The organism is Dyella lutea (assembly GCF_024158035.1).
GTDB classification, from domain to species: domain Bacteria; phylum Pseudomonadota; class Gammaproteobacteria; order Xanthomonadales; family Rhodanobacteraceae; genus Dyella_A; species Dyella_A lutea.
In genome coordinates this window covers 729,018-751,626 of record NZ_JAMZEK010000003.1, presented here as the reverse complement: position 1 = coordinate 751,626, position 22,609 = coordinate 729,018, and the positions used below count along the sequence as shown (strand labels likewise).

Here is a 22,609-nt window from a genome sequence, read left to right as displayed (position 1 = left end):
GACGCCGGCGTGGCCGGCTCCACCTGCGAGTCAATAGATGTCTTCGAAACCCCGTGCGCTTTCCTGGCTGCTGCTGTCGGCGGTCGTGGTGTTGATCGACCAGCTGACCAAGGTGTGGGCGCAGCATGCGCTGGCACCGGCCGGCACGCCGCACCCGGTGATCCCGGGGCTGCTCAACTGGACGCTGGCCTTCAATCCCGGTGCAGCGTTCAGTTTCCTCGCCAGCAGCGCCGGCTGGCAGCGGTGGTTCTTCGTCGCCCTGGCGGTGGCGATCAGCGGCGTGCTGGTGGTGTGGTTGGCGCGTACGCCGCGGCGCGACTGGCGTACCGCGCTGCCGCTGGCGCTGGTGATCGGTGGCGCGGTCGGCAACATGATCGATCGCCTGCACGCGGCGGTGGTGACCGACTTCATCCAGGTCTACTGGCACCAGTGGAGCTATCCGGTGTTCAACGTGGCCGACTGCGGCATCACCGTGGGGGCGGTATTGCTGGTCGTGTTCGGACTGTTCGCGGATGGGCGCAAGGCCGGGTGATCCGGCCATGGGTCAGGGCATGCGATAATTGCGGCCTCCCCTGATCTGCCGGGTCGTCTGTGGACATTCTTCTCGCCAACCCCCGCGGCTTCTGCGCTGGCGTCGACCGCGCCATCGCCATCGTCGAGCGCGCGCTGGAGTCCTATGGTGCGCCGATCTACGTACGGCATGAGGTGGTGCACAACCGCTACGTGGTGGACAAGCTGCGCGCCGACGGTGCGGTGTTCGTCGAGGAGCTGGCTGAGGTGCCGGACGGCGCCACGGTGATCTTCAGCGCCCATGGCGTATCGCAGGCCGTGCGCGGCGAAGCGGAGCAGCGCGGGCTGAAGGTGTTCGACGCCACCTGCCCGCTGGTCACCAAAGTCCACATGGAGGTCGCCCGGCTCGGTCGCATAGGCCGCAGCGTGATCCTGATCGGCCATGCCGGCCATCCGGAAGTCGAGGGCACGATGGGACAGTGGAATCCAGCCAACACCGGCGAGATCCTGCTGGTCGAATCGGTGGAGCAGGTGGCCGAACTGGCGCCGAAGTTCCCCCACGAGCTGTCCTACGTCACCCAGACCACGCTGTCGGTGGACGACACCAAGGCGATCATCGAGGCCCTGCGCGCCGCCTTCCCTGACATCGAGGGGCCGCGCAAGGACGACATCTGCTACGCCACCCAGAATCGCCAGGACGCCGTGCGCCGGCTGGCCGAGTCGGTCGACCTGGTGCTGGTGGTCGGCTCCGTCAACAGCTCAAACTCGAACCGCCTGCGCGAACTGGCCGAGAAGCAGGGCGTGCCGGCCCATCTGATCGACGGTGCCGAGCACATTGCCCGCGAGTGGCTTGATGGCGTGACTAGCATCGGCGTGACTGCAGGCGCCTCGGCCCCGGACAAGCTGGTGAAGGAGGTCATCGCCCGGCTGCAGTCATGGGGTGCCGGCAGCGTGCGCGAGCTGGATGGCGAGCCGGAAAACATCACCTTCGCCCTGCCCAAGGAACTGCGGCTGGCCGACGGGTCGGCCGCGGCCTGACCCGCCGCTGCCCATCCGGAAAACGAAAAGGCCCGCATTGCTGCGGGCCTTTTCGCTGTATATGGTGCCGGAAATAGGAATCGAACCTACGACCTACGCATTACGAATGCGCCGCTCTACCAACTGAGCTATTCCGGCGGTGAGCCGCGAAGTTTACGGGGAGGGCGGAGGGGGCGCAAGCGGCCCGCCGTCTGGGGCAAACGTGTTCAAGTTGTCCGGTCCGGGGCCGTTATGGTGCACACGAACATCGCTTTCCAATGCCAACGGAGTGGCCGCAGCCGAGCATCCGTCTTGCTTTCAGCCTCCTCCATCCGGCAAAGGTTCAGGGGCATCCTCGTGATGTCGCTGTTGGTCTGTGCCGCCGCGACGGCGCAGGACATCGATCCGGGCGGGAAAGCAAGGGTCTTCGACCGCTACGCCGACCAGCTCGAGCGCGGCGAAGTAGTGATCACCACGCATGCCGACGCCCTGCGTGACCTGGAAAAGCTCAAGAGCGAGGTCCCACCCGGTGACGTACGGCGCGAGCTGCGCTATCGCTACATGTACTGCATCATGGGTATCGCCGACGACCCTTCGGGCGGCAAGGCCTACGCCGAGCAGGGCCTGGAGGATGCCCGCCGTGTCGGATACGCGGACGCCGAGGTCAATTTTCATTTTTGCCGCGGGGCCAATCAGGAGTCACTGACCACGCCGCGGGATGCGCTGTCGGACTACAACGCCGGCATCGAGATTGCCCGCGCCGAGGAAAACAATCGACTGGTCGCCGATGGCTTGACCTGGCGCGGCTCGGTACAGTCCCTGCTCGGTGAGCATGCACTGGCGCTGGTGGATTTCCTCGATGCGCAGAAGTTCTATGACAGTGCCGGCGAGCCGCTGGAGAGCGAGCAGAACCTGTTCAATATCGCGGTCGCCTACCGGCGGCTGGGTGAACGCAAGGAGGCAAGGGACTACCTGGAGCGCCTGATGAAGTTCGGCGTCCAGCGCAAGGACCTTCTCCAGCAGATGGCTGCCCACATGGAACTGGGCTTTCTCGGCGTGGAGTCCGGCCCTGGGGCACTGCCTGCCGCGCGCGGGCATTTCGACCAAGCCCTGCAGATCGGGGTATTGGTGGGCAACACCGCGGCGCAGGCGTCGGCGCATCTCGGACTGGCCCAGGTCGACAACCTGGCCGGAAACCATGCCGAGGCGCTGGTCGAGTTGAGCAAGGCGGAGGCCGGCCTGAAGGTTACCGGCGATCGCTCCAATGGCGACATGATCGCGCTGCAGGAGGGCGAGGCGCATGCCGGCCTGGGTCAGCACGTGCAGGCCATCGCCGATTTCGACCGGTCGGAGGCGTTCCTGCGCAAGAGCGGGAACCTTCGCTACTACGCCGACCTTCTGCAGCAGCGCTCGCGCAGCTACGAGGCCCTGGGGAAAACCGCCCAGGCGCTCGCCGATCTCAAGCAAATGATCAAGGTCCACCAGGCGCTCGATCGCAAGGCGAGGTCCTACACGACGACGCTGATGAGCTACCAGTTCGATACGGCGCGACGCGAGCAGGAAAACCGGAGGCTGGCAGCCGACCGCCAGCTCAAGGAGGCGCAACTGGCTTCGCTCGAGAAGGTCCGGCGCTGGCAGTGGGCGGCGCTCGTCCTGGGCGGTCTGCTGATCGCGCTGCTGCTCTGGCAGGGGCGGCGGCAGGTTCGCGCCGCGCGCAGCCTGCACCGGATGGCGATGACCGACCCGCTGACCGGAATCGCCAATCGCCGCCGCATCGAGGATCTGGGGCAGCCGATGCTCGACGAGGCGATCAGGCGCGACGAGCCGATGGCTGTAGTGGTGCTGGACGTGGACCACTTCAAGCAGGTCAACGATGCCTGCGGCCACCAGGCGGGGGATGTCGTGCTTCAGCGGATCGTCGATTCCTGCAGGAGCATGCTGCGCCATGGTGACCAGATCGGTCGCGTGGGAGGGGAGGAGTTCGTGGTGTTGTTGCCGAATACCGATGCCCATGCGGCAAGGGAGGTGGCCGAGCGCTTGCGCGAATGCGTCCGCATGCTCGATCTCGGCGACGTCGTGCCGGCAGCCTCGGGTACATCGATCAGCCTGGGGGTGACCACCCGACGGGAAGGCGATCGGGAGCTTGCGGAACTGATCGTGCGAGCGGACGAGGCTCTCTACCGGGCGAAATCATCCGGGCGGAACCGGGTCGAGGTCACCGGGCCGGGGGAGGTCCCGATGACCATCGTCGGGGGCGATGCAGTTCACATTTCGACCAGGATGCAGCCCGCTCGTCGGTAATTTGCTGCCGTTTGTCGGGCAGTTGGCGGCAGGGGCCACCCCGCACACGATATCTTCGCCCCACGCATCAGGGTGGGGGATATATGCGTTTTTCTTCTGGTTCGGTCCGGCAGCCTGCCGGCCTGGGTTCCCGTGGCGGGAGAGGGCGGCGGGAGTCGCCATGCATGATGCATGGCTTCACGATGGTCGAGCTCATGATCACCGTGGCCGTGGCGGCGATTCTGCTCGCGATCGCCGTACCCAGCTTCCACACCATCACGCTTTCGTCCCGTCTCAGCACGGCTTCCAATGATGTGATCGCGGCGTTCAATACCGCGCGGCTGGAGGCGATCAAGCTGAATGCGCGTACCCAGTTGTGCAGCGACTCCGCCTCGTCCAACTCGTCCAGCACTCTCGGGTCGGCGTGCGGCACGCAGGCGGGTGCCGTCTATGCGCTGAACGGCAGCAGTGCAGTGCTGGTCCGTGCGGCATCGCTCAATGTGACCTCGCCGCTGAAGCTCAACGGCGGCATGGCCGCACTGCAATTCAACGGGGAGGGGCTCGCGACCGTGGTGGGCTCCACCACGCCGGCGCAGGTCACGATCGCGGATATCTGCACCAGCGACCTGAGCAGCGACAACCATCGCGTGGTGACCATCACCGCCGGGTATTCCATCCAGACCCAGAAGCAAACGGGAGACTGTCCGTGAGCCGCCACGAAAGCCCCAAGCTGGCCGCCGCCACAGGCCGCCGTCACCGTGCGCGCGCGGGTCGGCGCGGCCAGGCCGGCGTCGGTCTGATCGAGGTGCTGATCGCGGTGCTCATCCTGTCGATCGGGTTTCTCGGTATCGCAGCACTGCAGGCGATGTCGTTGTCGACCAACAACAGCGCCCTGGCCCGCAGCATGGCGACCATTTCGAGTTATTCGATCCTCGATGCGATGCGCGCGGACTCCGCCAACGTCATGTCTTACAACAACACTGTTGTCAAAGCCGACAACTGCCCGACAACCACCGGCACGTTCGCCCAGACCCAGATCGGCCTGTGGTGCAAGCAGCTGGGCCAGGACCTGGGCGCCTCCGGGTCGACCAGCGGCACGATCACGTGCACCACGGCGGGCGACTGCACGGTAGCTATCACGTTCGACGACAGTCGCTCCGGCAAAGGCGGCGACAAGCTGCAGACCGTGTCCACCAAGGCCCTGCTATGAACAAGTTTTCAACGATGCGCCGGCAGCGGGGCCTGCAGCACGGTTTCACGCTGGTGGAGCTGATGATCGCCATGCTGCTCGGTCTGATCGTCATCGGTGGCGTGGTCAGCGTGTTTCTCGCCAACCAGCAGACCTACCGGACCAACGCGGCACTGGGCGACGTGCAGGACAGTGCCCGCGTCGCGTTCGAGCTGATGGCAAGGGATATCCGCGACGCAGGGCTCACCGGCTGCAACAGCACCCCGGACACCGCCCGCATCGCAAACGTGCTCACGAGTGCCCCGGGTGGTGGTGGCACGGCCGTGTGGTGGGCCGACTGGAACAACTCGGTGCATGGCTATGAAGGTGCCGTGACAACGGGGGACCCGGCGCTCACGGGTCTCCCATCGGGGGTGAAATATGCGGCCAACACCGATTCGATCCAGCTGATCGGTGTCGAACACTCCGGGGTGACCATGAACGTGGACACCGAGACCGCCGGTAGCTTCACCATCAACGAAACCAGCACCAATCTGGCCAAAGGCGACGTGGTCGTTGTCTGCGACCCGGACCACTCCACGGTCGTGCAGCTCACAGGCGTGTCCGGTACCACGCTGACCCATGGCCTGGCGGGCAACCCGGGGAACTGCTCGCAGGGACTCGGCTTCCCGACCGTGTGCTCGTCCTCCGGCAATGCGTACACCTTCAAGCGCAACGCGCTGATCGCCCGGATCACTCCCGCGGACTGGTTCGTGGGTACCGGAGCCGACAACGTCAGTTCGCTCTATCGCGTGTCCCTGGAAAACAAGGCGGGGGTTCCGACGCCGACGGCCTACGAAATGGTCCGCAACGTCAGCAACCTGCAGATCCAGTACCACCAGGGCGGCTCGACCTTCGTCGATGCAAGTGGCGTGACCAACTGGCCGGGCGTCGATGCGGTGCGCGTCACCCTGACGCTGCTGAGCTCCGACCAGCGCGCGGGCACGAACACCAAGCCTCTGCAGCGGACGCTCACATCCACCACCAATCTGCGCAACCGGGTGCACTGACATGATGCATGCTCGACTGATGTCCCGTCCCAAGGCCGTTCTGCGCCGGCAGCGGCCAGCGCGCCGCCATGAACGCGGCGTGGCGCTCGTGGTGGCCCTGCTGCTGCTCGTGGTGATCGCGCTGGTGGGCCTGGCCGCGATGCGCGGAACCATCATGCAGCAGAAGATGGCGGCCAATCAGTACGACCGCCAGGTGGCCTTCCAGAGCGCCGAAGCCGCGCTTCGTGCCGCCCAGCAACGGATACAGAACAATCCCGGTGACGTGGCGCGTGACTGCCGCGCCGGTGGCGTCGCGTGCACGGCGAATCCGTTCGACGACAGCGGAGTGAAGATCATCACCGTCGAAGCGGGCACCGGCGCCGGACAGTTCACGAAAAGCGGACAGTCCCTGGCGCAGCCGCAATACATCATCGAGGACATGGGCAGCTGGTACGACCCGAGTTCCGATACCGGCTTCAACCAGACCGCCAACGCGGCCCAGTTCGGCGTCCAGGGCCTGTCCAGCACCGCCGAGTACTACCGCATTACCGCGCGCAGCGGCGACCCCAGCCAGACGGGATCCCGCGCTGTCGTGACGCTGCAGGCGATCGTCAAGCAGGATTGATCCTTCCACCGAATGTCCGCCCGGTCAGCGGTGCGGCGCCGATAGAGTGAATTGCCATGAATATTTTCCGCCCAAAGAGCAGGCTGCACAGCTTCTTCAGCCGGGTGATGGTCACCAGCGCGCTGGTATGGCTCGTCGGCGCGGTGCACTCTCCGGAAGCCGCTGCCGCCACGGTGCTGGTCGATCAGGCACCCCTGATCGTGCAGGCGGCCCTGCCTCCGAACATCGTGCTGATGCTGGACGACTCCGGATCGATGGATTCGGACTACATGCCGGACTGGGGCTATATCGACCATTCCAGCAACATGGTGCTGCGCTATCCCGGGAATAACGGCACCTACTACAACCCCGGCGTGACCTATTCGCCGCCGCCGACCGCGGATGGCGGGAGCTACCCCAATTCCCCGGGCATCGGCAATGCGTTCGCCGACGGCTTCAAGGACCAGTCCACCAATCACGAGGTGGATGTCACGCAGTACAGCGGGAGCTACGACTACTACGAGCAGTTCACCGCCACCGTGCCGAGCTACTACGACGCGACCCTGGGTTGTCACTCCGGCGACACCCTGGTGACCAGCGGCACGAATGCTGGAAAGTGCGCGACGGCTGGCGGTACGACGTACACGTATTACGACGCCACGTGGAAGAAATACGGCCGGAACTGGTATCCGATCTGCAACAGCGGCGACAGCTACAACACGGGCCGGGGGCAATGCGAGCACGCCGTGACCGCTTACACGTACTACACCCCGGACACGCCCACGTGTCCGCAAGGCGGCACTTACGACAGCACCACGCAGCAGTGCAAGACCACCGGCACGAAAACCGCCTATCTGTTCGCCTACACCACCAACGACGGTAGCGGTTACGTCCAGCACTACGTGGGCAAGTCGCAGGACGACTGTTCGGTGGCTCCCTCGGGCTCGGATTGCGACTACAGCGCGGCAACGCAGCAGAACGTCGCCAACTGGTTCTCGTACTACCGCACCCGCATGCTGATGGCCAAGAGTGGCCTGATGACCGCGTTCTCCGGCCTGAATACCGATTTCCGGGTGGGCTACGGCGACATCGACGGCAGCGCGAGGAGCTTGCTGGGCAGCGATTACTACGCGTTCACCACACAGGCCGGCTACAGCACCTACAGCACCGGTATCGCCCAGGTGAAGCCGTTCTGCGTCGGTACCGACTGCACGGCCAAGGAAAACTTCTGGACCTGGATCGCCTCCACCAATCCCACCGGCAGCACGCCCCTGCGCGCCGCGCTGGAAAACGTAGGGAAATATTACAAGACCGACACGCCGTGGAAGACCATGGCGACCGATCCGGACTATGGCGACAACACCAACACCATGCTCGCCTGCCGCCAGTCCTACACCATTCTGACCACCGACGGCTTCTGGAACGGTACGGCCCCCGGCAACGGCAACATCGACAACACCGACGGCACCGTCTACACCGACCCCCATGGGACCAAGTACGGATACAAGGCGGCCGCGCCCTTCAGCGACTCGTACTCCGACACGCTGGCCGACGTGGCGATGAAGTACTGGAAAACCGACCTGCGTACGGACATCAGCAACGAGGTTCCCACCAACGACGAAGACAAGGCGTTCTGGCAGCACATGGTGTCCTTCACCATCGGCCTTGGCTTCACGCCCGTGAACGACCAAGGCACGACCCGGACCAGCGACGACGTCGCACTGGACATCGACCAGATCACGGCCTGGGCGAATGGGGACTCCACCCAGGCGATCAGCAACTTCGCCTGGCCGAAACCGGCCTCGAATGACCTGAACAACATCGCCGACCTGGCGCATGCGGCGATCAACGGACACGGTGGCTTCTACTCGGCGACCTCGCCGGAAGCCTTTGCCGAAGGCCTGCGCAGTGCCCTCAACCGCGCCTCGCAGCGCGTGGGCACCGGCGCCAGCCTGGCCGCCAACTCCACGGAGTTGAACACCGGCACGTTCGCCTACCAGGCCAACTACTACACCGCCACGTGGAAGGGTGACCTGAAGGCGCTGGAGATCTACACGGCGGACAATCCGAGCCTGGGCCAGGTGAAGGGCCAGATTTCCTCGAACGCAAAATGGAACGCGGCGACGATGATGCCGGCCGCAGCGGACCGGACGATCTACACCTACAACCCCGACGCCGCGACCTACGTGAAGTTCAGCGACCCCAGTGTGTTGTCCACCACCGAGCAGAACGCCTTGGGCAGTTCGGCGACCGAGCAGCAGAACATCATCAACTACCTGCGTGGCGACGCGTCCCTGGAGAAGACGACCACCGGAGGGAAGTACCGCAGCCGTATCGCCGACTCCAAGCACTTCGTGCTCGGCGACATCGTGGATTCGCAGCCGGTGTACGTGGGAGCCTCCAACCCCAACCAGTTCCAGAACACGAACTTCACCGGTTCGAGCACCTACGCCAAATTCGCCTCGGATAAGGCCAGCCGGACCGCCTTGATCTACGTGGCTTCCAACGACGGCATGCTGCACGGCTTCGACGCAACCACGGGCGCCGAGGACTATGCCTACCTGCCTGCCGGCGTGATCACCGACAGCACCGGTACGACCGGAACCACGAGCACGTCCTCGGGCAAGTTCTACGGCATCAGTGACCTGGCGAACCCCGACTACGGCACCGACAGCGCCCCGCATCAGTACTTCAACGATGGCGAGCTGACCGTCGCGGATGCGTACTTCAAGACCGACTCGGCCTGGCACACCGTGCTGGTGGGCACCACCGGGCGTGGTCTTGCGCGGACGATCTACGCGCTGGATGTCACCGATCCCACGGACGTCAAGTTCCTGTGGGAGCGCTCGGCAAACGATGGCAACGCCGACGGCAACAGCAAATACATCGGTCAGATGATCGGCAAGCCGGTGGTGGCCCAGGTGGCCGATGGTCAGTGGGCGGTGCTGATGGGCAACGGCATGAACAGCGCGAGCGGCACCGCGGCGCTGCTGCAGTTCGATCTCGGCACCGGCGCGCTCAACGTCCACGCCACCGATGCGACCGGCCAGAATGGCCTGGCTGCGCCTGCGGTCTGGATCAACGACGCGACCAATGCGGTGAGCTCGGTCGCCTATGCCGGCGATCTGCAGGGCAGGGTATGGTCGTTCCAGATCAGCAAGACCGTGACCGATCCCGTCAGCGGAACCACGAGCATCGCCGCGACCCCGGATTCCACTGGTACCAAGCTGTTCACCACCAGCGATGGCAGCAATGCCCAGCCGATCACCGCGGGTATGCTCGTTGGCCGCGATCCGCTTACCGGCAACCGGTGGCTGTTCTTCGGTACGGGCCGTTATCTGGCCTCGTCGGATCTTGCCGACAAGCAGGTGCAGACCTGGTACGCGCTGATCGTGGATTCGCCGAAGTACCCCGATCTGGTGACGAACCTGTCGAAAGGCCTGTCGTCGCTCAAGCAGCGGAGCATCATTCTGGAGACGTCTGCTTCCGCCGGCGATGCGACGGCCACGCCGCCGGTGCCTCCCACCCTGGCTGCCCGCGTGGTGACCCAGGCCACCACCAACGAGGCGAACATCGGCGCCACCGATGCGACTTCCGCCGACCCGGCGCAGTCCGGCTGGTACCTCAACCTGGAGCAGCCCTACACCAACACCAACGGGGCGATTGCGGGCTACAACGCACAGGGCGAGCGGATGGTCACGCCGAACCAGTTCCAGGGCAGCCTGCTGGTGGGAACCACGCGGATTCCCACGGCCACGGATCCGTGCAACCCGTCGGGTAGCGGCTGGATCATGGCGATCGAGCCTTTCACCGGCACCAACCCGGATCCTGCCTTCTTCGATCTCAATGGCGACGGCGCGATCAATGGCAGCGACAAGGTCACGCTACCCGATGGCACCACCGCGAACGCCGCGGGCGTGGGCTTTGTGTCGATCCCCAACAACCCGATCTTCGTGGGTAACAACATGCTCAACAGCTACGACAACGGTGACGTCGGAAGCATCTACACCTCCGGTGCAGGCGGCAACCTGCAGCGCGTGTCCTGGCGGGAGCTGATCAATGAATAGGGAGATCCAGATGACGCGTGCGGATCGGCCGGAGTTCCCCGTCGGCGAGCCGGTAGTACAGGGCGATGGAAGCGCGTGTCCCCGGCGCAGGGCGGGGGGGCGGGGTGACACCGGCTTCTCGCTGATCGAGTTGATGAGTGTCATCGTCATCATCGCGATCCTTGCCGCCATCGCGATTCCGTCCTACATCAAGCACGTCACCAAGACCAACCGGGTGGCGGCCGAGGCCTGTCTGTCGCAGTACTCCAATTTCATGGAGCGCTACTACACGACCTACCTGCGCTACGACGAAGATCCATCTAACAGCACGGCCATCGTGTTCCCCAAGCTCGACTGCGCGACCACGGCGCAGACGGGGAACAACTATGACTACAGCCTGCCCGCGGTATCGGCGACGGCCTATACCGTGCAGGCGAAGCCGAAAACGCCGCAGGACACCCGGGATGCCGCCTGTGGCACGTTGACGCTGGACCAGACCGGTACGCGCGGCCGCTCCGGGACGGCCGCGCTGGATTCCTGCTGGTAGCGCAGCTCCACGGCGAGCCAGAAAGCGCAGGACGGGGCGTTCGGAGCGCGCCCCAGACTGGCGAGCCGCAACCATGCCATGGTATTTGTTTGATCCAGGGGTGATCTGGGGCAGGTGTCGGGCCGTGGGGAGGGGACATGGCGCGCAGTCGGACGGGCGCTCGCATCGCCTCGTCGATGCGGCAATCAGGACGCTGTCGGTCGGCTGATGCGCGAGCGTCGGGGCCGACGAGTGCGCCGCTGCACGGTCGCGGCGAGCCTTCTGTTTCCGTTCTCCGGGGATCCTGCGCCAGGTCGCGACGATCGTTCCCGCTGCGGTTTACGGCCTGCGCCGCCCCGTGGACGAGCGCGAGCGCGACGGCTTTCGCCGGAATCCAGCCACATGGCCGTCAAACTTGAACGACGAGTCCGCCCCGTCGGCTGACGAAGTCCGTCGCAACTGGTTCGCGCCGGTGGCAACGGGGATGCTCGTGGTGCTGCTCACCACCATCCTCTGGAGCGTGCTCGACCGCAGACAGGCATCCCTCGAGGCGGCGCTCGCCCGCAGCCGCCAGCAGGGGCTGACGACTGCGCTGCGGGCCGGCATGGACGTCCAGGCAACCGCCGTACAACGTCTGGCGAAGCGTCTTGGCACGGTCGACGAGCCGCTGAGGGGCGAATTGTTCAACCTCGATGCGGCTGCGTTTCTCGCCGACATGCCCGGCCTGCGCGCGCTGGCATATGCCGATAAAGACCGGGTGCTTCGCCTCAATCTGGCACGCTCCGCACCCGGCGTGGGCCTGGGCGCGAAACTCGACGAGGCACCCGATCGTCGCGCGGTCTTCGATGCAGTCGACGCCGATGGCGTGGTCCACCTCAGCGCGCCCGTTCAACTGTTGTCTGGCCAGCCGGGCGAGTTGCTGGTCGCCCCGGTGGTGTCGTCCGGCAGCCGCGTTGGCTATGTGGTGGCCGTCGTCGCGTTCGATCGGTTCTTTCCCAGTCTGCTGGCCGCGCAGGAAGGTGCCGATTCGCTGCTGATCAAGCAGGGCCGGCAGACCATTTTTGCCCGTGGCGCCGTGCGGGTGCCCGGCAGCGCGCCAGCGGTCACGATGTCGCTCTACGGCCAGCAGTGGAGCGTGACGTCCGGCGCCTCCGGGCGGATCGCAGACCAGCGGCCGACGTGGATGGTGCTGCTGCTGGGCATTGCGCTGGCGGCGCTGCTGACCTGGGCATTGAGTCTGTCCGGCCTGGCCAGGGCCCGCGAACGCCAGGCGATGCTGATGAGTGGCAGGTTGCGCGACCAGGTGCACGCGCGCGAAGCGATGCAGGCCGCGCTCGCGGATGCCGAAAAGGACATGATCGCCGTGCTCGAGAGCATCAGCGATGGCGTCTTCATGGTCGACCCGACGTGGCGCTTCACCTATGTCAACCCCCAGGCGGCGCGCATGCTCCAGGCGGATGCCGGCGCGCTGCAGGACGTGTCGTGCTGGTCGGTGCTGGGCGGCCTGCTCGATGATGCAGGCGCGGGCGGAGCCATGCACCGCCGGTGGCAGGACGCCATGCGCGACGGGCGGCCGGTCACGCTGGAGGCGACGAACGAGGCCGAGGGCTGCTGGTACGAGATGCGTGCCTATCCCCATGCGCGCGGCCTGACCGTCTACATGCACGATATTTCCGAGCGCAAGCGTCGGGAGCGCGAGTTGCTGAAACGCGATGCCGATTCACGCCACGCGCTGCAACTGGGGCGCATGGGCAGTTGGGAACTGTACCTGCGCAGCGGCTACCTGCACTGGTCGCCGGAGACCTGCGCCATCTTCGGCGTCGAGGAAAGCCCGGGGGAGAAGGGCATCGAGGCATTGCGGCGGCGGGTGCATCCGGAGGACTGGGAGGCCCTGCTGGACGATCAGCGGCGCCTCGAGCGCGGCGACGAGCGCGTCGACCGGCGCTACCGGATGATCCGGCCGGACGGCGAAGTGCGGGTGATCCGGGCGCTGGCCGAGCTGGTGGTCAAGGAGGGCGATCCGATCGTCGCCGGTGCCGTGCAGGACATCACCGAGCAGGAGCGCGTGCGCGAGGCGCTGTCGCAGGCGATGGAAGCGACCCAGCTGGTGATGGACAGCGCTCCCGACGTGATCATCGTCCTCGACCGTGAGGGACGCCTGTTGCGGGTGAGCGCGGCGGCCGAGCGGTTGTGGGGCTATCCGGTGGAGAGCCTGGTCGGCGAATCGATCGCCCGGCTGGTCCATCCCGATGATGTCGCGGCCACGTTCGGGGCGGCCGCGGATATCGCCGCGGGGCACCCGAACCCGAACTTCCGCAACCGCAACCTCACGCGCGACGGCCGCGTGTTGCACATGCAGTGGTCGGGTATCTGGTCGGAGCGTGCGCAGTGCATCTACGCGATCGGGCGCGACCACTCCGAGCTGCACCGGGTCGAGCAACTGGAGGCGGCACAGCGGCAGGTGCTGACGGCGATCGCGAGCGGCCGGTCGCTACCCGATGTGCTGGAAGCCATCGTTCGGGCCTGCGAGGCGCAGCAGCCGGAATCGCTTTGCTCGGTTCTGCTGCTCGAAGACGGGCGGCTGCGCCATGGCGCGGCCCCGCACCTCCCGCGGCAGTACATGAAGGCCATCGACGGTGCGGCGATCGGGCCGGAGGCGGGATCCTGCGGCACCGCCGCGTGGCGGCGCGAGCGGGTCGTGGTCAGTGATATCGCTACTGACCCGCTATGGGCGAACTACGCGGCGCTTGCACTGCCGCACGGCCTGCAGGCCTGCTGGTCGACTCCGATCCTGGCCCGCAACGGCAGCGTGCTGGGCACCTTCGCGGTGTACTACGGCGAGATCCGCGAACCCGGCACGGAGGAGTTGGCCGCCATCGACGGTCTGGCGGCGCTGGCCTCGATCGCGATCGAGCACGAGCAGGCCTTCCGGCAGCTCAGCGAGAGCGAGCAGCGCTTCCGTTCCCTGTTCGATCACCATCCGGACGCGGTGTTTGCGCTCGATGCGGAAGGGCGCATCGCCCAGGCGAATGCCGCCGCATCGGCGCTGCTGGGCGCGACGCCCGCCGAACTCCGGCAGCGCCTGTTCGCGCGCTTCTTCATCGAGGACGAGCATTCCCGCATTGAGGCGGCGCTCGCCAGTGCCGCAGGTGGCGAGGCGGGTCGCCTGCAGGTGGAAGTGCAGGGAGCCCAGGACCGCTTTCCCGGCTATCTCGTGACCCTGCCGATCATGGTCGAGCAGCGGGCCCATGGCCTGTTTGCCGTGCTTCAGGACCATCGCGAGCTGCGCAGTGCCCAGCAGGCCACGATGAACCAGCTGGCCCTGCTCTCGGCGGTGGCCGAAAGCGTCGGCGAGGGCTTGCTGGCGGTCGACGCCAGCGGCGTCCCGACCTTCCTCAATCGCACGGCCGCCCGCCTGCTGGATCTGCCCTCCTACGGATTGCCGCATCCCGAGGCCTTGCCGCCGGAGGCCCGGAGCGCAGTGGCAGGGATCCTGGACGGTCGCGACCTGGCCGGCAGCGACGACGCTTCGTTCTCGCTGGGGGACGGGCGCGTGCTCGACGTGGCCTACGTCGCCACGCCCCTGCGCATCGGCGGCCGGCTGGCGGGCGCGGTGCTGGCTTTCCGCGACATCGGCGACATCAAGGAGGCGCGCCGCTCGCTGCTCGACCGCCAGCGCTTCTTCGAGCTTTCGTTGGAGGTGTTCTGCATTTTCGACGGCGGCAGCGGGTACTTCGTGCAGGTCAATCCTGCCTTTTGCCGGCTGCTCGGCCACGACGAGGCCACGTTGCTGGCCATGCCGCTGGTCGAGCTGGTCCATCCCCAGGACCGCATGGCCACCGAAGATGCGGTCACCTGGCAGTACGAGAGTGGCGAGCCGCTGTCGCATTTCGTCAACCGCCTGCGCCGCGCCGACGGCAGCGACGTATGGCTGGAGTGGACGTCGCGTCGTTCTCCCGAGGGGCAGATCTTTGCCGTCGCTCGCGATGTCACTGCCAAGCGCCAGGCCGACCAGGCGCTGGAAAAGGCAATGGATGACCTGCGCATCCGCAATCGCGAACTGCAGGATTTCGCCTATGTCGCTTCCCACGATCTGCAGGAGCCGCTGCGCAAGATCCAGGCGTTTTCCGATCGCCTGCAGTCCCGCCTCGCCGGTCAACTGGACGAGTCGTCCAGCGACTATCTGCAGCGCATGGGCGACGCGGCGTCGCGCATGCAGACGCTGATCGACGACCTGCTCGCCTACTCGCGCGTGGGAACGCGTCCGGCAGCGCTGGTGCCGGTGGACCTTTCCGCCGAGCTGGCCACGGTGCTGGACGACCTCGATGCACGCGTGCAGGAGGCCGGGGCGCGGATCGATACCGGACCCCTGCCGAAGCTGCAGGCCGATCCCTCCCAGATGCGCCAGCTGTTGCAGAATCTGCTGGCGAACGCACTGAAGTTCCGTGCACCGGACCGTCCATGCCTGGTCAGGATATCGGCCCGGCCGCTGGGGGAGGCGGGAATCACCACCGAACGCTGGGAGATCTCGGTGCAGGACAACGGAATCGGCTTCGATCCGTCTTACGTAGAGCGTATTTTTGCCCCATTCCAGCGACTGCATCCGCGCAATGTCTATCCCGGTACCGGTATCGGGCTGGCCATCGTCCGGCGTATCGTGGAGCGCCATGGCGGGACGGTATGGGCGGAAGGAGCGAGCGGACAGGGGGCGCGCTTCGTCGTCGTGATGCCGGCCCACGCGGCTGGACCGGCACGGGAGCTGCCGGATGCGCCACTGTCGAACAGGGATCTGCCAGGAGCGAGTTCATGACGCAGTTGCAGGGGACGTTGTCGATACTGGTGGCCGAGGACGACGCTGACGATCGGGTACTGTTGTCCGATGCATTCGGCGAGAGCGGGGTGGAGGTGGCGATCGAATTCGTCGCCGACGGCGTCGAACTGATGTCGCGCCTGGCCGAGCGCGACGCCTCGGCGAGCGGGGTATTGCCGGATCTGGTGCTGCTGGATCTCAACATGCCGCGGATGGACGGGCGCGAAGCGCTGCGGGCGATCCGCGAGAGCGAGCGACTGCGGCATCTGCCGGTGATCATCCTGACCACCTCGAACGCGGAGCTGGACATCCGGCTCAGCTATCAGCTGGGCGCAAATTCCTACGTCACCAAGCCGCGCCGTTTCGACGAACTGATCATGGTGCTGCGTTCGCTGGAGCGGTACTGGATGGATATCGTGCAGCTGCCTTCCAGCGCGCGACGGGAGGATGCATGAGCCATTCGCCGCTCCGCGTGCTGGTGGTGGATGACGACGAGGATGATTTCATCCTCATCCGCGACATGCTCCGCGACGCCAGTGCGGGCGGCTACCAGTTCGACTGGTGTGCCACGCCGGAAGAGGGGTTGAGCGCGCTGCGGCAGGGCGACCACGACGTCTACCTGGTCGATTACCTGCTCGGCCCGACCAGCGGGCTGGACCTGATCGAGACGGTCAACCGCGAAGGGCTGACGCGGGCCTTCATCGTGCTCACCGGGCGCGGCAATCCCGCGGTCGACATGGCCGCGATGGAAGCCGGTGCCAGCGATTACCTGGTGAAGGGGCTGATCGACGCCGAGCGCCTGGCGCGCAGCATCCGCTACGCGGTCGATCACACCCGGTTCGTCGAGGTCCTGCGCGAGAGCGAGGCCAGTCATCGGCTGCTGTTCGACGAGGGGCCGGTGCCGCTGGTGCTGTTCGACCCGGGTCGGGGACGCATCCTCGCTGCCAATGCGGCGGCCCAGAAGCAGTACGGCGGTGCGCAAGGCTCGCTCGAAGGGCGGGCCTTCGAGACCCTGCTCGCGCCCGGCGAGCGCGAGCGTTTCGCCAGCCAGTTGTCCGCGGGCGAACTGCTCGATGGGCAGCCGACGATGTGGGAGCACCGTCACGGCGATGGTTCCTCCCTGCCGGTCGAGGGCATCTACCGCGAGATGGACTACCGCGGACGTCGCGCCGTACTTGCGCACCTGCAGGACGTCAGCGCGCGGGTCCATGCCGACGCGCGCCGCCATCTGCTGGAGCGCGCCATCCAGTCCACCGGCAACGGTGTCGTGATCGCCGATGCCCGGCAGCCCGACATGCCGGTGATCTTCATCAACCGGGCATTCGAGAGGATCACCGGCTACTCCGGGCAGGAAGTGCTGGGGCGCAATTGCCGCTTTCTCCACGGCAACGAGGACAACGAAGCCGAGCGTGCGGGCATCCGCCACGCGTTGGCCAACCACCAGGAATTCAGCACGCTGCTGCGCAACGTCCGCAAGGACGGCACGCTGTTCTGGAACCAGCTCTATATCGCGCCGGTGCGCGATGCCCGGGGCGAGGTCACGCACTACATCGGGATCCAGAGCGACGTCACCGAGCAGCGCGACACCGAAGCCCGTCTGGCTTATGCCGCCACCCACGACGCGGCGACCGGGCTGGCGCGCTACCCGGTGATCGAGGCGATGCTGGAGGCACACGCGCGGCTGCACGCGCAGCGGCCGATGACGCTCGTCTATGCCGACGTAGACCATTTCCATGCCATCAACGAGGCCATGGGGCACGAGGTCGGCGACCGCATCGTGGCGGAGATCGCCGGGCGCCTGCGTGCGCTGGTTGGCGATCGGGGCCGGGTGGCCCGTTTTACCGGCGACGAGTTCGTGATCGCGTTGCCCGGCATGGGGCTCGGCGACTCGATGGAACTGGCCGGGGCACTGAGCCAGGAAGCCGCGCAGCCGATCGCCATCGCCACCGGCGAGGTGCTGGTCACCATGAGCATCGGCGTGGCCAGCTATCCGGAGCGGGTCGAGGATCTCTCCGAGCTGCTGCTGCGGGCCGAGGCATCGATGACCCGCGCCAAGCATCTGGGGCGCGACATGGTCTGCGCCTACGCGCAGGAGGACATGCTGCGGGTGGAAGATCGCCGCATGCTTGGTGCGCGGCTGCGCTCGGCGATGCAGGCCGACGAGCTCTATCTGGACTACCAGCCGCAGGTCTGTGCGCAGGACGGCCGCCTGCTCGGCTTCGAGGCATTGTTGCGCTGGAACAGCCCGGAACTCGGCCTGGTCATGCCCGACCGCTTCATTCCCGTGGCCGAGGGCATGGGGTTGATGCCGGAGCTGGGGCAGTGGGTGCTCGACCGCGCCTGCATGCAGTTGCGCCACTGGATCGATCAGGGCATTGGCCGTGGGCTGGTGCTGGCGGTCAACGTGGCAGCGCAGCAGGTGCAGCGCCCCAATTTTGCCGAGCTGGTGGCCGAGACCCTTCAGCGTCACGGGCTACAGCCCGAACAGCTCGAGCTGGAGGTGACCGAGTCCTCGCTGATGGAAAACATCGACCGTGCGCTGCAGGCCATCCGCAAGCTCGAGGCATTGGGCGTGCGGCTGGCGTTCGACGATTTCGGCACCGGCTACTCCAGCCTTTCCTACCTGCGGCAGTTCAAGGTCGATCGGCTGAAGATCGACAAGTCCTTCATCCGCGATCTCCCCGACGACGACGACAGCGTCGCGATCACCCGTACGGTCATCGCGGTGGGGCACCAGCTGCAGATGGGCGTGGTCGCCGAGGGCGTGGAGACAGCCGAACAGGCGCGATTGCTGAAGATCCTGGGCTGCGACGCGCTGCAGGGGTACCTGATCAGCCGCCCGATGCATGCCGACGCAGCCGGGGAGTGGCTACAACGTCAGCCGGCCGTTGCCACCGCGTCACATGAGGCCTGAGCGCGGCGGGGCGAACGGATGCATGATGCGCGGCAGACCCGCATCGCGCGCTCTGCCGGGGGCAGGCGGCGGGAGGGCGACGATGCGGGCCCGCCGGCACGGGGTGGTTACAGCGCCAGGGTATGGATCACCTGGGCGGCGTCGTCCGGATCGAGGTGGCGCTGGAACCCCAGATGGTGGGCCAACTCCCGCATGGCCTCGTTCTCGGCCGAGTCGATCGAGAACATCTGCTTGAATCCGTTGCGGCGTGCCAGGTGGATCAGGTGCTGCATCAGCACCACGCCGAGACCGCGATGCCGCCAGTCCTCGGCCACCGTCACCGCACACTCGCAGCGGCTGCCATCGCCGGTGGCGCTGTAGCGGCTGACCCCGACCTCACGCAGTTCGCCGTTGTCGTGCGCCAGCGCGACAAAGGCCATCTGCTCGGGATAGTGCACCTCCATCAGTTGCTGCAGCAGCGACGGACTGACTTCCTTGAAGTCGCAGAGAAACCGGTAGCGCCGGGATTCTCCGGACAGGCGTTCGATGAAGGCTTCCTCGCGCTCGCGGTCTTCTGCCCGGAGCGGGCGGATCAGCACGCGGGTGCCATCGCGCAGGGTGTCGATCCAGTGCGTGCCTTCGAGCGCTTCGGGCGGCAGTTGCGGATCAAGCGGAGCAGGGGGTTGGGCGTTCATGGCGGACTTCCGGCAGGAGTGCCCGTGCATCCTAGGCGGCCGCCCGTCGAACCGGATTGACCTCGGTCAAGGCCGGGGGCGACGCCTCAGAGGGCATCGCCTTTCTTGCTGCCGGTGCGCGGGCTGCTGCACATGGCTTCGAGCAGGTCCGGGCGCAGGATGGTGACCGCCTTGCGGCTCACCTCGAGGATGCCGGCTTCCTCCATCCGGGTGAACAGCCGGCTGACCGTCTCCACCGCGAGCCCGAGGTAGCTGGCGATGTCGTAGCGCGACATCGACAGATTCAGGGTGCTGCCGTCGCGGTGCAGCCGTGCGAAGCGATCGGACAGGCTGCGCAGGAAGATCGCCATGCGCTCCTGCGCCGGCTGGCGGCCCATCACCACCATGTGCTGGTGTTCCGCGGCGACCTCGCGGCTGACCACGCGCATCAGCTGCCGCTGCAGCGACGGCATCTGGGCCAGCAGATGGTTGAGGTGCTCGTAGGGCAGTTCGCAGATGCTCGAACGTTCCAGTGCCTCGGCCTGGCTGGCGTGGTGGTCGTTGGCCAGGGCGTCCACGCCGACCAGTTCCCCGGGTAGATGGAAGCCCAGCACCTGGGCGTTGCCCGAGGCATCCTCGACGAAGGTGCGCAGCGAGCCGGAGCGGACCACGTACAGCGCATGGAACTGGCCGCCCTGGCGGAACAGCGCTTCGCCACGATCCAGGGTGCGCTTGTCGCGGATGGTGGCGTCGAGCCGCTTGAGGTCTTCGCCGTCGATGCCAGCCGGAAGGCAGAGTTCGTGCAACGCGCACGAGGCGCAACTGCGGCGGAGCTGGTTCAGGTCGAGAACGCTGCTGGTGTCCATGCGGGTGCTCTTTCCCTGTCCTAGGCAGGAGGTGAATCAGGTTCTTGCGGTGTCTGGGCAGGTTAACCGATTGCCGCGCAATCGTCTCCCGTGGCCGGTGCGCAGTAGATGCCATGCAGCGCTTCGATCACCTGCAGCGCCGGGCCGGGGGTCAGGGCGTAGTAGATGGTCTGCGCCTCGCGTCGGGTCGTGACCAGGCCGTCCTGCCGGAGCCGGGCGAGATGCTGGGACAGCGCCGACTGGCTCAGCGTCATCGATGCGTGCAGGTCGCTCACCGACCGTTCCCCACCCAGCAGCAGGCAGAGGATGCGCAGCCGCTGCCCGTTGGCCAGCACCTTCAGCAACGAGGCCGCCTGGTCGGCGTTCTCGCGCATGGCATCGATGTCCAGTTCGACCGGGGGAGGCGGATGGGAGCTTTTCATGGAGTCGGTCTCGCGATGGGTCCGGGGGCGGGCTTGTCCCGCGGACGACGTTGACATTTTAGCTTGAAGCTAATTAAGATGACACTACATTAGAAAACACTAATTTAGTGCACATTTGATCAGCGGCAAGTCGATGGCTCACCCGTGGGCGCATCGTCAGGCCAGTCGCGACCTCTCCGGCGCACCATCAGAAGGAGTCCACTCATGGCACACGTCATCGTCATTGGCGCCGGCATCGGCGGCATGTGCGCGGCCTACGAACTGCGCGCCGCGATCGGCGGCAGCCACGCGATCACGGTTGTCGGGGAGGCGCCGAGCTTCTCCTTCACTCCGTCCAACCCGTGGGTCGCGATCGGTTGGCGCAAGCCTTCGGACATCCAGGTCGAGGTAGCGCCGGCGCTCGGTCGCCGCGACATCGGCTACATCGACTGCGGCGTCGCCAAAGTCGTCCCGCAGGACAACCGCATCGAGCTCAAGGACGGGCGCAGCGTGGCCTACGACTACCTGGTGATCACCACCGGGCCGCGTCTGGCGTTCGACGAAGTGCCCGGCCTCGGCCCGCACGGCGGCCACACCCAGTCCGTGTGCACCACGCCACACGCCACCGACGCGTGGGCGAACTACGAGGCGTTCGTGAAGAATCCGGGGCCGGTGGTGATCGGTGCGGCGCAGGGCGCCAGCTGCTTCGGTCCCGCCTACGAATTCGCGCTGATGCTGGACACCGACCTGCGCCGGCGCAAGATCCGCGACCGGGTACCGATGACCTTCATCACCAGCGAGCCCTACATCGGCCACATGGGGCTTGGTGGCGTGGGCGATTCGCAGGGCCTGCTCGAGCGCCAGTTCCGCCAGCGCCACATCCGCTGGCTCACCAGCGCGAAGATCGACAAGGTGGAGGCCGGTCAATTCCACGTCTCCACCCTGGGCGGCGCCGGCCAGCCGGCCGGCGAACACACGCTGCCGTTCGCCTACTCGATGATCATCCCGGCCTTCACCGGCGTCGACGCCGTGCGCGGCGTCGAGGGGCTGGTGAACCCCCGTGGCTTCGTGCTGATCGACAAGCACCAGCGTAACCCGACCTACCGCAACGTCTTTTCCGCCGGCGTGTGCGTGGCGATCCCGCCGGTGGAGGCCACGCCGGTGCCCACCGGTGCGCCGAAGACCGGCTTCATGATCGAGTCGATGGTGACCACGCTGGTGGCCAACCTGAAGGCCGATCTGGAAGGGCGCGAGGGCAACGCCGAAGCCACCTGGAACGCGGTATGCCTGGCCGACATGGGCGACAGCGGCGCGGCCTTCGTGGCGCTGCCGCAGATCCCGCCGCGCAACGTCACCTGGGCCCGCGAGGGCAAGTGGGTACATGTGGCCAAGGTGGCCTACGAGAAGTACTTCCTGCGCAAGATGCGCGCCGGCACCAGCGAACCGCTGTACGAGCGCTACGTGATGAAGGCGCTTGGCATCGCGCGCATCAAGCCGGGTACCGGCAAGCACTGATCCCGATCCCTTTTCCACCAGAGAACCGTCATGAACATCGATCGTTTCGTCCTCGCGTTTGCCGGCAGCGTGGTGCTGCTGAGCGTGGTGCTGGCCCACTTCGTCTCGCCGTGGTGGCTGCTGCTCACCCTGTTCGTCGGCGCCAACCTGCTGCAGTCGGCGTTCACCGGCTTCTGCCCGCTGGCGCTGATCCTGCGCAAGGTCGGCCTCAAGCCGGGCTGCGCGTTCGGCGACCGCTGATCCACCTTCC

17 protein-coding genes and 1 tRNA gene are annotated in these 22,609 nt (G+C 66.4%); 14 read left to right on the top strand and 4 right to left on the bottom strand.

The genetic code is table 11. From position 1 onward, the window contains the following. Positions 1-37 precede the first annotated feature (37 nt). Both lspA and ispH read left to right on the top strand, forming a co-directional pair. On the top strand, positions 38-532 hold the full coding sequence (gene lspA / locus NC595_RS15750; RefSeq protein WP_253568026.1) for a signal peptidase II: 495 nt from the start codon (positions 38-40) through the stop codon (positions 530-532). A 59-nt stretch (positions 533-591) separates the two neighbouring features. Then, positions 592-1,548 carry a 4-hydroxy-3-methylbut-2-enyl diphosphate reductase gene (ispH, locus tag NC595_RS15745; protein ID WP_253568024.1) on the top strand — a complete coding sequence of 319 codons (957 nt, stop codon included), beginning with the start codon at positions 592-594 and terminating at the stop codon, positions 1,546-1,548. A 62-nt stretch (positions 1,549-1,610) separates the two neighbouring features. Here ispH and NC595_RS15740 read toward each other — a convergent pair. Further along, positions 1,611-1,686 (bottom strand) — tRNA-Thr (locus NC595_RS15740). Positions 1,687-1,887: 201 nt separating this feature from the next. Here NC595_RS15740 and NC595_RS15735 point away from each other — a divergent pair. The 10 genes from NC595_RS15735 (at position 1,888) to NC595_RS15690 (ending at position 18,924) form a co-directional block, all read left to right on the top strand. After that, positions 1,888-3,828: a GGDEF domain-containing protein gene (locus NC595_RS15735; RefSeq protein ID WP_253568022.1), complete on the top strand. Its 1,941-nt coding sequence runs from the start codon at positions 1,888-1,890 to the stop codon at positions 3,826-3,828. Between the two features lie 164 nt (positions 3,829-3,992). Continuing rightward, a complete protein-coding gene (locus NC595_RS15730) occupies positions 3,993-4,517 on the top strand; it encodes a pilus assembly FimT family protein (RefSeq protein ID WP_253568020.1) in 525 nt (174 codons plus the stop codon). Further along, positions 4,514-5,017, top strand: coding sequence for a type IV pilus modification protein PilV (pilV, locus tag NC595_RS15725; RefSeq protein WP_253568018.1), 504 nt, complete (start codon positions 4,514-4,516; stop codon positions 5,015-5,017). Before NC595_RS15730 ends, pilV begins: the two co-directional genes overlap by 4 nt. Next, positions 5,014-6,045 (top strand): PilW family protein, encoded by a 1,032-nt coding sequence (locus NC595_RS15720; protein WP_253568016.1) that lies wholly within the window; start codon positions 5,014-5,016, stop codon positions 6,043-6,045. The genes pilV and NC595_RS15720 overlap by 4 nt, the downstream gene beginning before the upstream one ends. A 79-nt stretch (positions 6,046-6,124) precedes the next feature. Then, positions 6,125-6,649 carry a pilus assembly PilX family protein gene (locus tag NC595_RS15715; protein WP_253568014.1) on the top strand — a complete coding sequence of 175 codons (525 nt, stop codon included), beginning with the start codon at positions 6,125-6,127 and terminating at the stop codon, positions 6,647-6,649. Between the two features lie 56 nt (positions 6,650-6,705). Beyond that, on the top strand, positions 6,706-10,695 hold the full coding sequence (locus tag NC595_RS15710; RefSeq protein WP_253568012.1) for a pilus assembly protein: 3,990 nt from the start codon (positions 6,706-6,708) through the stop codon (positions 10,693-10,695). Between the two features lie 10 nt (positions 10,696-10,705). Continuing rightward, on the top strand, positions 10,706-11,221 hold the full coding sequence (locus tag NC595_RS15705) for a type IV pilin protein (RefSeq protein WP_289623695.1): 516 nt from the start codon (positions 10,706-10,708) through the stop codon (positions 11,219-11,221). A gap of 394 nt (positions 11,222-11,615) precedes the next feature. Next, a complete protein-coding gene (locus tag NC595_RS15700) occupies positions 11,616-16,010 on the top strand; it encodes a PAS domain S-box protein (protein WP_253568010.1) in 4,395 nt (1,464 codons plus the stop codon). After that, a complete protein-coding gene (locus NC595_RS15695; protein WP_253568008.1) occupies positions 16,007-16,465 on the top strand; it encodes a response regulator in 459 nt (152 codons plus the stop codon). The genes NC595_RS15700 and NC595_RS15695 overlap by 4 nt, the downstream gene beginning before the upstream one ends. Then, positions 16,462-18,924, top strand: coding sequence for an EAL domain-containing protein (locus tag NC595_RS15690; RefSeq protein WP_253568006.1), 2,463 nt, complete (start codon positions 16,462-16,464; stop codon positions 18,922-18,924). Before NC595_RS15695 ends, NC595_RS15690 begins: the two co-directional genes overlap by 4 nt. 107 nt (positions 18,925-19,031) lie before the next feature. On the opposite strand, the gene NC595_RS15685 is transcribed toward NC595_RS15690, so the two are convergent. The 3 genes from NC595_RS15685 to NC595_RS15675 all read right to left on the bottom strand — a co-directional run bounded on the left by NC595_RS15685 (position 19,032) and on the right by NC595_RS15675 (position 20,865). Continuing rightward, positions 19,032-19,598: a GNAT family N-acetyltransferase gene (locus NC595_RS15685; protein ID WP_253568004.1), complete on the bottom strand. Its 567-nt coding sequence runs from the start codon at positions 19,596-19,598 to the stop codon at positions 19,032-19,034. A gap of 86 nt (positions 19,599-19,684) precedes the next feature. Beyond that, complete coding sequence (locus NC595_RS15680) at positions 19,685-20,443, bottom strand: cyclic nucleotide-binding domain-containing protein (protein WP_253568002.1); 759 nt, start codon at positions 20,441-20,443, stop codon at positions 19,685-19,687. Positions 20,444-20,505: 62 nt separating this feature from the next. Continuing rightward, positions 20,506-20,865, bottom strand: a complete 360-nt coding sequence (locus tag NC595_RS15675) for an ArsR/SmtB family transcription factor (protein WP_253568000.1) — start codon at positions 20,863-20,865, stop codon at positions 20,506-20,508. Positions 20,866-21,069: 204 nt separating this feature from the next. On the opposite strand from NC595_RS15675, the gene NC595_RS15670 reads away from it, so the two are divergent. Both NC595_RS15670 and NC595_RS15665 read left to right on the top strand, forming a co-directional pair. Next, positions 21,070-22,359 carry an NAD(P)/FAD-dependent oxidoreductase gene (locus tag NC595_RS15670; RefSeq protein ID WP_253567998.1) on the top strand — a complete coding sequence of 430 codons (1,290 nt, stop codon included), beginning with the start codon at positions 21,070-21,072 and terminating at the stop codon, positions 22,357-22,359. 30 nt (positions 22,360-22,389) lie between these two features. Continuing rightward, complete coding sequence (locus tag NC595_RS15665) at positions 22,390-22,599, top strand: YgaP family membrane protein (protein WP_253567996.1); 210 nt, start codon at positions 22,390-22,392, stop codon at positions 22,597-22,599. Positions 22,600-22,609: the final 10 nt, after the last annotated feature.

Coding starts and splice junctions, on each gene's coding strand:
- lspA (WP_253568026.1), top strand. CDS start 38: ATGTCTTCGAAACCCCGTGCGCTTTCCTGGCTGCTGCTGTCGGCGGTC.
- NC595_RS15735 (WP_253568022.1), top strand. CDS start 1,888: ATGTCGCTGTTGGTCTGTGCCGCCGCGACGGCGCAGGACATCGATCCG.
- NC595_RS15730 (WP_253568020.1), top strand. CDS start 3,993: ATGATGCATGGCTTCACGATGGTCGAGCTCATGATCACCGTGGCCGTG.
- NC595_RS15720 (WP_253568016.1), top strand. CDS start 5,014: ATGAACAAGTTTTCAACGATGCGCCGGCAGCGGGGCCTGCAGCACGGT.
- NC595_RS15710 (WP_253568012.1), top strand. CDS start 6,706: ATGAATATTTTCCGCCCAAAGAGCAGGCTGCACAGCTTCTTCAGCCGG.
- NC595_RS15705 (WP_289623695.1), top strand. CDS start 10,706: ATGACGCGTGCGGATCGGCCGGAGTTCCCCGTCGGCGAGCCGGTAGTA.
- NC595_RS15695 (WP_253568008.1), top strand. CDS start 16,007: ATGACGCAGTTGCAGGGGACGTTGTCGATACTGGTGGCCGAGGACGAC.
- NC595_RS15690 (WP_253568006.1), top strand. CDS start 16,462: ATGAGCCATTCGCCGCTCCGCGTGCTGGTGGTGGATGACGACGAGGAT.
- NC595_RS15685 (WP_253568004.1), bottom strand. CDS start 19,598: ATGAACGCCCAACCCCCTGCTCCGCTTGATCCGCAACTGCCGCCCGAA.
- NC595_RS15680 (WP_253568002.1), bottom strand. CDS start 20,443: ATGGACACCAGCAGCGTTCTCGACCTGAACCAGCTCCGCCGCAGTTGC.
- NC595_RS15675 (WP_253568000.1), bottom strand. CDS start 20,865: ATGAAAAGCTCCCATCCGCCTCCCCCGGTCGAACTGGACATCGATGCC.
- NC595_RS15670 (WP_253567998.1), top strand. CDS start 21,070: ATGGCACACGTCATCGTCATTGGCGCCGGCATCGGCGGCATGTGCGCG.
- NC595_RS15665 (WP_253567996.1), top strand. CDS start 22,390: ATGAACATCGATCGTTTCGTCCTCGCGTTTGCCGGCAGCGTGGTGCTG.